Raw genomic sequence first — 7,699 nt, 5'->3', positions numbered from 1 at the left:
AATCGGGCCCAGCCGGGCGACGATGCAGAGCGCGCAGCGCGATGAGGACGAGTCGGGCAATCAGGCCCAGCCGCGTTGCGCTTTTGCGCTTTCGTAGAGGCAAATCGCTGCGGCGGCAGCCACATTCAGACTCTGAGCGCCACCGGACATCGGAATTGCGATCCGGCTGTCGGCCAGAGCGGCGGCGGGCGCGGACAGCCCGTGGGCCTCGGATCCGAACAGCCACGCAGTCGGTGCTGCGAGATCGGCGTCGTCGAGCGACAATTCACCGTCCACCGTGGTGGCTAAGATCTGCAGCCCCGCATCCTGCACGGCGGCGGTGACGGGTTCCACCTCCGGGGCGACGACAACGGGGATGGAGAAGATGCTGCCCGCGGAGGCGCGCAGGCACTTGCCGTTGTAGGGGTCGACGCTGTGACCTACGAATACCATTGCGGCGGCGCCCATTGCGTCGGCAATCCGGATCAGGGTGCCGGCGTTACCCGGCTCACCGATGTCCACCCCGACGGCAAGCAGTCGCGGCGCCCGCGAAAGCACGTCAGCCAGAATGCTGGTCGGATGCTGGCACACCGCGACCAATCCAGCTGGAGTTACGGTGTCTGACAACGCTTTTGCCGCCCGCTCGGTAACCAGGTGGACCGCCGCGGCCTGGCCGGTCAGAAGCGCGGCGTATCGCTGTGCGGCCGTCTCCGTGACAAATATCTCGCAGACCAGCCCACGCCGGGACGCAGCCTCCACCAGGTTGGCGCCTTCGACAAGAAAGCGGTCGCCCCGGCGTCGGGCCAGCTGTCGATGCAGCTTGACCGCGGCGACCACCCGAGTCGATCGTTCGGTGAGCACCGGGTACGCGGTTAGGCGGCCTCTCCGGACGGGGCATTGACGTCGGCCGGCAGTGCATTGCGGGCAACCTCGACCAGCGCGGTGAACGCCGCGGCATCGCTGACGGCGATATCGGCGAGGTTCTTGCGATCGACCTCGACACCGGCGGCCTTCAGGCCCTGGATCAACCGGTTGTAGGTGATGTCGTTGGCGCGGGCCGCAGCATTGATCCGGGAGATCCACAGCTTGCGGAATTCGCCCTTGCGGGCGCGACGATCGCGGTAGGCGTAGGTCAGCGAATGCAGCTGCTGCTCTTTGGCTTTGCGGTAGAGGCGAGACCGCTGGCCGCGATAACCTTTGGAAGCCTTGAGGATGGTGCGGCGCTTCTTTTGGGCATTGACTGCCCGCTTAACGCGTGCCATGGGGTGTTCCTATCTCGTTGGGAAGTGGTTGTTCCGGCGCGGGGCTGCCGGTCAGCCGTTCAGCATTCGGTTGACTCGTTTGGTGTCGTTCGCCGCTACCGCGGTACGCCCGTCGAGGCGTCGCGTGCGCTTGGTCGGCTTGTGCTCGAGCAGGTGCCGGCGACCGGCCTTCTCACGCATGATCTTCCCGGTGCCGGTGCGACGGAATCGCTTTGACGCTCCGCTGTGGGTCTTGGCCTTGGGCATCTGAATCGGGTCCTTTGTCTTGTTCTGGTTCAGTTCGGTGACGGCGCTGCGTCACCGGTGGGCGCGGGCGGAATCGTGGGGCCCGCGGCGTCTTCGGCCGCACGGGCGCGGGTTTTCGCGCCGCGATGCGGTGCCAGCACCATCGTCATGTTGCGGCCGTCCTGCTTGGCCGAGGTCTCGACGAATCCGTAGTCGGCGACGTCGGCACCCAGACGTTGCAGCAGCCGGTAACCCAGTTCGGGGCGGGACTGCTCGCGGCCGCGGAACATGATGGTCACTTTGACTTTGGCCCCCGCCTCGAGGAAGCGGATCACGTGACCTTTTTTGGTCGCGTAATCGTGGTCGTCGATCTTGGGCCGCAGCTTCTGTTCCTTGACGACGGTCTGCTGCTGGTTCTTGCGAGACTCGCGCGCCTTTTGTGCCGCCTCGTATTTGAACTTGCCGTAGTCCATGATTTTGCAGACCGGTGGTCTGGCATCTGGCGCTACTTCGACAAGGTCGAGGTCGGCGTCCGCGGCGACCCGGAGAGCGTCTTCGATACGCACGATGCCAACCTGCTCCCCTCCCGGGCCGATCAGGCGGACTTCAGGTACGCGGATGCGTTCGTTGACGCGGGTCTCAGTGCTGATGGGGCCTCCCTCATTGATCTTCTGGTCAATTGCCACCGTCACCCACGCCGTGCGGAGTCAGCGGTCGGAGTACCACACCATCAGCAAAAAAGCCCTGCTTAGGCAGGGCCCGGTGCCGACCGGTCACGGCAAAAAGCCGCCTGCCAATCGCAGAACCAGCACATCTGGTGTGCTGGTGACCGGACCGCTGAGCCTGGTTGGCCAACGGTGGGAGCGGGACTCCACTTGCTGTCTCAGGCGTGGCCGGAGACGGTCGCGCAGGCGAGTCTACCAGTCACGACGCCCTGCCCTGACACGTCGCCGTCTGACCGTCGCCGGTGACGGTGCCGGGAAGCCGACACGAGCGATGCCCCGCCGGCCGGATCATAGGCATTCCGTGGCGATACCGAATATCCTCGCCGTCTGTGACCCTCACTGCCTCCCGTCGGCGAAGCGAGTCGGATTCCCGACTTCGCTGGGTGCCGGCGGCCGCCGGTTGGACAGTCGGGGTCATCGCCACCCTGTCGCTGATCGCGAGCGTGTCGCCGGTGATCCGGTGGGCCATCCGGGTGCCTCGGGAATTCATCAACGACTTCGTCTTCAACTTCCCCGATACCAGCTTCGCCTGGTCGTTCGTGCTGGCGTTGCTGGCGGGAGCGCTGACCGCCCGCAAACGCATCGCCTGGTGGGCGTTGCAGTTCACCCTGCTGCTGGCGGCCGGATTGAACGTGGCCGGACTGGTCGCCGGGCACCCCAGCCCGGCCAAGACCTTCGGCGAGACGCTCGGCCTCGGCCTGCACCTTGCCGCGATCGTGGTGGTGACCCTCGCCTACCGCGAGTTCTGGGCCAAGGTTCGCGCGGGTGCGTTGTACAAGGCTGCCGGCGTGTTGCTCACTGGGTGGGCGATCGGCATCGTGCTGTCCTGGGGCCTGATCGAAACGTTCCCGCGTTCGTTGGTCGTCGACGACCGACTGTTCTACGTGGTGAACCGCGTGGTCGGGTTCGCCGTCGTCGGGTCGGCGCAGTTCACCGGCCGACCGCCGGTCTTCCTCAACGCGTTGATGGGATTGTTCAGTGCGATGGCGCTGATCGCCGCCGCGATCGTGCTGTTCCAGTCGCAACGCGCCGACAACGCCCTGACCGGCGAGGACGAGTCGGCGATCCGCGGGCTGCTCGAATTGTGGGGCAAGAACGACTCGTTGGGCTACTTCGCCACCCGCCGCGATAAATCGGTGGTGTTCGCGCCGAGCGGGCGTGCCGCGATCACCTACCGCGTCGAGTTGGGTGTCTGCCTGGCCAGCGGTGACCCGATCGGCGATCCGCGGGCGTGGCCGCAGGCGATCAGCGCGTGGCTGGCGCTCTGCCAGCGCTACGGCTGGACCGCGGGCAACATGGGCGCGAGTTCGGCGGGGGCCAAGGCTTTTCGCGAGGCGGGCCTCAACGCATTAGAACTCGGGGACGAAGCGATTCTGCGGACCGCCGAGTTCAAGCTGTCCGGGCGTGACATGCGCGGAGTACGGCAGGCTGTGACGCGAGCGCGCCGCGCCGGGCTGACAGTGCGCGTCCGCCGGCACCACGACCTCGAACCCGCCGAGATGGCGCAAGTGATCTCGCGCGCGGACGGATGGCGAGACACCCACACCGAGCGCGGGTTCTCGATGGCGTTGGGCCGGCTGGGCGATACGGCCGACGGCGATTGCCTTCTGGTCGAAGCCATCGATCCCGATGACGCGGTGGTCGCGATGCTGTCGCTGGTGCCCTGGGGACGAAACGGGGCCTCGCTGGACCTGATGCGCCGCTCACCGCAGTCCCCCAACGGCACCATCGAACTGATGGTGAGCGAGTTCGCCTTGCACGCCGAGCGCATCGGTATCACTCGAATCTCGTTGAATTTCGCTATGTTTCGCTCGGCTTTCGAGCAGGGCGCGCAACTCGGTGCCGGCCCGGTCGCACGGCTGTGGCGCGGGTTTCTGTTGTTCTTCTCCCGGTGGTGGCAGCTCGAGACGCTGTACCGCTCGAACATGAAGTACAAACCCGATTGGGTACCGCGCTATGCCTGCTTCGAAGACGCTCGGATGGTTCCCCGCGTGGGTGTCGCGTCGGTGATCGCCGAGGGCTTCCTGGTACTGCCGTTCGTGCGGCGCGGCGAACAGCACACCGGCAACTACCCGTCGGTCCCGCCGACAATACTGGCGACCGGGCTGCTGCACGAAGACGGCTCGGCCCCCGACGCTGCCGCGCTACATGACTCCGACCTCAGCGATCACAATGATCGAAGCCGCCGGCTGCCCGAGCAGATGCGGGTCCGGCTGTCCAAACTGAAGGCGCTGCAGGACAACGGAATCGATGCCTATCCGGTCGGACAGCCGCCCAGCCACTCTGTCGCTCAGGCGCTGGAGACCAGCGACAACACCGATGTGTCGGTCGCGGGGCGCGTGCTGCAAATCCGGGACTTCGGTGGCGTGCTGTTCGCCGAGCTGCGTGACTGGTCAGCGGAAGTCCAGCTGTTGCTGGAGAATTCGATTCTGGAGCACGGTCGCACCGCCGACTTCACCAAGGCGATCGATCTTGGCGACCTGCTCGAGGTCACCGGAAAGATGGGATATAGCAAGACCGGTACCCAATCGCTGATCGTGCACCGCTGGCGGCTGATCGGTAAGTGTCTGCGGCCATTGCCGAACAAGTGGAAGGGCCTGACCGACCCCGAGGCGCGGGTGCGCAACCGTTACATAGACCTAGCCGTCAATTCCGAGTCGCGCGAGCTGATCACAGCCCGCAGCAAGGTGCTTCGTGCGATCCGGGACACGCTGAACGACAAGGGATTCGTAGAGGTCGAAACCCCGATCCTGCAACAGATTCACGGCGGCGCGACCGCCCGCCCGTTCGTCACCCATATCAACAGCTACGACCTCGACCTGTACCTGCGGATCGCACCTGAGCTGTACCTCAAGCGGTTGTGCGTCGGCGGGATGGAACGCGTCTTCGAGCTAGGCCGGGCTTTCCGCAACGAGGGGGTCGACTTCAGCCACAACCCGGAGTTCACCCTGCTGGAGGCGTATCAGGCGCACGCGGACTATAAAGACTGGATCGACGGCTGCCGGGAGTTGATTCAGAACGCTGCGCAGGCCGCCAACGATGCCACGGTGGTGCTGCGGCCCGGCGCGGGCGGCGCGTTGGTCGAGGTGGACATCTCCGGTGCCTGGCCGGTGAAGACTGTCCACGACGCGGTCTCCGAGGCACTCGGTGAGCACATCGACGCGAATACCGACCTGGCCACCCTGCACCGGTTGTCCGATGCCGCGAAGATCCCCTACCTGGCGCGCTGGGACGCCGGCGCGGTGGTGCTCGAACTCTACGAGCACCTCGTCGAACACCGCACCGAGCGGCCGACGTTCTTTGTCGACTTCCCCTCGTCGGTGTCGCCACTGACCCGGCCGCACCGCAGCCAACCCGGGCTGGCCGAGCGCTGGGATCTGGTGGCGTGGGGAGTCGAACTGGGCACCGCCTACAGCGAACTCACCGATCCTGTCGAGCAGCGCCGCCGGCTGGAAGGCCAGTCGTTCCTGGCCGCGGGCGGCGATCCCGAAGCCATGGAGCTCGACGAAGATTTCCTGCAGGCCATGGAATATGCGATGCCACCGACCGGTGGTCTCGGGATGGGCGTCGACCGGGTCGTCATGCTCGTCACCGGCCGCAGCATCCGCGAGACGCTCCCCTTCCCGCTGGCCAAGCCGCGCTGAGCAGTTCGTCGATACGCGGACCATCGGGTTCGCAAAAGTCATGCTCACAGCATGCAAAAGAGACGACAATGGACTGCGTGACAGGTTCAAGGGCGAACCTCCCCGTTGCGGTGCTGGCCGACAACCACACGTCGTTGATGCACGGATGGGTGCCAGGTGTGGTCCAGGCTCTCGCGCTGACCCTGTTGCTGGTGGCCTTCGGATGGCGATCGCGAGTGTGGTGCCTGCGCTATCTACCGGTCGCCGCGGTGCTGGGCGCCGCGCTGGCCACCAGCTCGAACTGGTATGTCGCCAGCGCCGGTCTGGCCGACGATCCGGCGCCGCATCTGCTGTGGTGGTGGATCGCCGGAAGCGGTGCAGCCGCCGCGATCCTGATCCTGGGTTGGGGCAGCGGGCGCTGGTGGCAACGGGGCGTGTCGATGACGGCCCTACCGCTGTGCCTACTCAGCGCCGCGTTGACGCTCAACCTGTGGGTCGGCTACTTCCCCACCGTGCAGTCCGCATGGGACCAGCTCACCGAGGGACCGCTGCCCCACCAGATCGACGCGGCCCGCGTTGCCGCGATGTCGGCGGCCGGCTTGCAGCCCGCCCACGGCGTTGTCGTTCCGGTGGCGGTCCCCGATGCGATGTCGCATTTCAAGCATCGCGGCGAACTCGTGTACCTGCCGCCGGCCTGGTTTTCCACCAACCCCCCGCCTCCGCTGCCGACCGTGATGATGATCGGCGGCGAGTTCAACACTCCTGCCGACTGGCTGCGTGCCGGCAACGCTGCAACGACGATCGACGAACTGGCCGCCACGCACGGCGGCAACGCTCCGGTCTTTGTGTTCGTCGACTCCGGTGGCGCGTTCAACAACGACACCGAATGTGTCAACGGCAGCCGCGGAAACGCGGCCGATCACCTCACCAAAGATGTTGTGCCTTTTATGTTCTCGGAGTTCGGCGTGAGCAGTTCAGCGGCGAATTGGGGCATCGTCGGCTGGTCCATGGGCGGCACCTGCGCGTTGGACCTGACTGTGATGCACCCGGAGTTGTTCAGCGCGTTCGTCGACATCGGCGGCAATATGGGGCCCGAAGCCGGGACAAAGGCCCAGACCATCGCCCGGTTGTTCGGCGGGAATGCCGCCGCGTGGGCCTCCTTCGATCCCTCTACCGTGATCGCCAAACATGGCCGCTATGAGGGTATTTCGGGCTGGTTTGCCGGGCCGTCAAAACCTCCGACCAGGCGCCACCTCAGCATCTCGGTCGCCGGCGACACCAACCTCGGCCGAGAATACGGCCCCACAGTGGCTGTCCAGACCGCGGCGGCGGAGTCGCTGTGCGACCTGGGCCGCGCCAACGGCATCGACTGCACGATCGTCGCACAGTCGGGAAACCACGACTGGCCGTTCGCCGGCAGCGCCTTCGCCGCGGCGCTGCCATGGTTGGCGGGTCGGTTGGGAACACCGAATGTGCCGCGGATCCCGTCGCCGCCATCGTGGCCATCGGCGCCGACTCCGCACGCCGAGCCGGTCGGTCGATGACACGGGTACGGTAGGTGCATGGCCGAACAGCCCGAAGGTACCGCCCCCGACGCCGACAACGGCTACACCAGCTCCGGGGTACCGACATTCGACTCCGTTCGGGAAAAGATCGAGTCGCGCTACGAGACATCAATCGGGGCAACCGAATTGGATGCCGATACCCCCGAGGGCCGCGATGTCGATGAGCAGTTCGAGGCGAGGCAGCGGGCGGCCGCCGATCGGCTGGCCCAGATCCGCGAATCGATGCGCGACGACCGTCACTGAGCCCGCGGTCAGTGCCCCGTGCGTGAATTCACGGCCGAGGAGCGGCGAAGACGGCTGATAAGCCGACAGTTCTTGTC

Annotated in this window: 7 protein-coding genes; 3 read left to right on the top strand and 4 right to left on the bottom strand. The window is 66.1% G+C overall.

Going from position 1 to position 7,699, the window contains the following annotated elements:
- Positions 1–60 precede the first annotated feature (60 nt).
- The 4 genes from AC2VOG_RS18815 to infC are packed head-to-tail and all read right to left on the bottom strand — an operon-like array spanning position 61 to position 2,116.
- A complete protein-coding gene (locus AC2VOG_RS18815) occupies positions 61–840 on the bottom strand; it encodes a TrmH family RNA methyltransferase (protein ID WP_486941347.1) in 780 nt (259 codons plus the stop codon).
- 11 nt (positions 841–851) lie between these two features.
- Positions 852–1,241 (bottom strand): 50S ribosomal protein L20, encoded by a 390-nt coding sequence (gene rplT / locus AC2VOG_RS18810; protein ID WP_486941346.1) that lies wholly within the window; start codon positions 1,239–1,241, stop codon positions 852–854.
- Positions 1,242–1,292: 51 nt separating this feature from the next.
- Complete coding sequence (gene rpmI / locus AC2VOG_RS18805; protein ID WP_486941345.1) at positions 1,293–1,487, bottom strand: 50S ribosomal protein L35; 195 nt, start codon at positions 1,485–1,487, stop codon at positions 1,293–1,295.
- 29 nt (positions 1,488–1,516) lie between these two features.
- Positions 1,517–2,116, bottom strand: coding sequence for a translation initiation factor IF-3 (infC, locus tag AC2VOG_RS18800; protein WP_486941349.1), 600 nt, complete (start codon positions 2,114–2,116; stop codon positions 1,517–1,519).
- Between the two features lie 389 nt (positions 2,117–2,505).
- On the opposite strand from infC, the gene lysX reads away from it, so the two are divergent.
- The 3 genes from lysX to AC2VOG_RS18785 all read left to right on the top strand — a co-directional run bounded on the left by lysX (position 2,506) and on the right by AC2VOG_RS18785 (position 7,622).
- Positions 2,506–5,835 carry a bifunctional lysylphosphatidylglycerol synthetase/lysine--tRNA ligase LysX gene (gene lysX, locus AC2VOG_RS18795; RefSeq protein ID WP_486941348.1) on the top strand — a complete coding sequence of 1,110 codons (3,330 nt, stop codon included), beginning with the start codon at positions 2,506–2,508 and terminating at the stop codon, positions 5,833–5,835.
- A gap of 68 nt (positions 5,836–5,903) precedes the next feature.
- Positions 5,904–7,358 (top strand): alpha/beta hydrolase, encoded by a 1,455-nt coding sequence (locus tag AC2VOG_RS18790; protein WP_486941344.1) that lies wholly within the window; start codon positions 5,904–5,906, stop codon positions 7,356–7,358.
- 18 nt (positions 7,359–7,376) lie between these two features.
- Positions 7,377–7,622: a hypothetical protein gene (locus AC2VOG_RS18785; protein WP_486941343.1), complete on the top strand. Its 246-nt coding sequence runs from the start codon at positions 7,377–7,379 to the stop codon at positions 7,620–7,622.
- The last annotated feature ends 77 nt before the right edge of the window (positions 7,623–7,699 follow it).

The sequence above is a fragment of the Mycobacterium sp. TH-M11 genome (assembly GCF_057473725.1).
This window is presented reverse-complemented; position numbering and strand designations above follow the sequence as displayed.